Origin of the sequence: Sphingomonas sp. 66-10, assembly GCF_001897045.1 — a bacterium.
Classification (GTDB): Bacteria; Pseudomonadota; Alphaproteobacteria; order Sphingomonadales; family Sphingomonadaceae; genus Sphingomonas; species Sphingomonas lycopersici.
On sequence record NZ_MKRR01000135.1, the window covers coordinates 226,739 to 228,097 of the forward strand.

General features: G+C 60.9%; 1 protein-coding gene. It reads right to left on the bottom strand.

The features are described 5' to 3' along the window. Positions 1-584: 584 nt before the first annotated feature. A complete protein-coding gene (locus tag BGN95_RS18020) occupies positions 585-1,238 on the bottom strand; it encodes a PEPxxWA-CTERM sorting domain-containing protein (RefSeq protein ID WP_286773531.1) in 654 nt (217 codons plus the stop codon). Between the last annotated feature and the right edge of the window lie 121 nt (positions 1,239-1,359).

The following is a 1,359-nucleotide window of genomic DNA, read 5'->3' on the forward strand; positions in this document are numbered from 1 at the left end:
TGGTTGATCTTGTGGCTTGGCAGTCAAATACCTGAGCGCCAAATTGGTTTCAACGAGATTAACCAAAATTGCCCGATAAATCTTCGGCATAGGAGGTCCCGCTTTGGGACAAGCATTTGCCGTGGCGGCGGGGGATATGACGGGCGTGCCGGTCGGGTCGTTCAGCGGGGCTCGGAAGCTGCGCGACGCGGCGCTGGTGCCGGGCTTGTCGAAGGGCGCGCCCCTCGAACGGCGGGGGCGGGGCGGCGACAAGGCAGGCGCGAATGAGGATAAGGTCGGCCGGATTTGGAGCGTCGGGCCAGCACGGATCGGCTTTCAGGACTCCGCTGCCCTTAATCCGCGCGCGCGCCCTGCGCCGGAGTGGTGGTCCCCCATCGTGTGTCCCGCGAAGGGCCCGCATCAAAGTATTACTTTGATGGGAACCCAAGCCGGGGACCCGGTCTGGGCTCCCGCCTTCGCGGGAGCACAATTCGCGGAGCACAATTCGCGGAAGCACAAGGGGACGGCAAGCGACCGGCGATCCCAGCCTTTCGCGGGGATGACGGGTTCCCGAACCGCCGGCGCCTATCCCGTGGTTGGAGAAATCAGCCGAGCGCGGGCGCTGTCTTGCGCCGAACGCGCATCGTGCCTGCCACCGCGCCGAGACCGATGATCATCATCGCCCAGGTCGACGGCTCGGGGACCGAGGCCGCACTGAGCGTGAACGCGCCCTGATAATCGGACAACGAACCGCTCGGCTGGCCGGCATAAGTGGCGCTGCCTACGCTATACGAACCGACTAGGTTCGACATGCCGCGCATCCAGTTGAAATTGGTCAGCGTGTATTCCACGCCCTCGAAACGCGCCGTGGCGTTGGTCACCGTGAACGCGCCCGTCGCGCCGTCGAGATTGCCGCTCAACCATTGCGACACCCCGTCGTGAGCGATTTCGACCGCCAGATTGTAGACGGGGTCGGAATTGCCGCTCCTGCTGTTCGTCGGAAAGCCGTCCCCGATCAGCAGATAGTCCGACGCCCGGTTCGTAAAGATATGCGTCGGCGAAAAATCGTCGTTCGGATTCACCTGCTTGCCGACAGGATGCTGGATGAACAGCGTATAGTTGTTATCGACCGCGGTGTTCCAAGTCGTTCCGGTATCACTACCGGAAACGGTGATCGAGTTGATCATTACCGGCGTGGCGACAGCCGGGATAGCAGTAAAAACACCTGAAACGGCGGCAGCTTTCAGAAACATGCGCATGATCATCCCCTGTCACTAATTCCGAACGCGCGACGCCTGATTGTGGTTTCTCTTCTGCGATCAGGGGGGTATTTTCAGGACTTCCTACAATCAAGGAAGGTTAACGACAATTTACGATGAT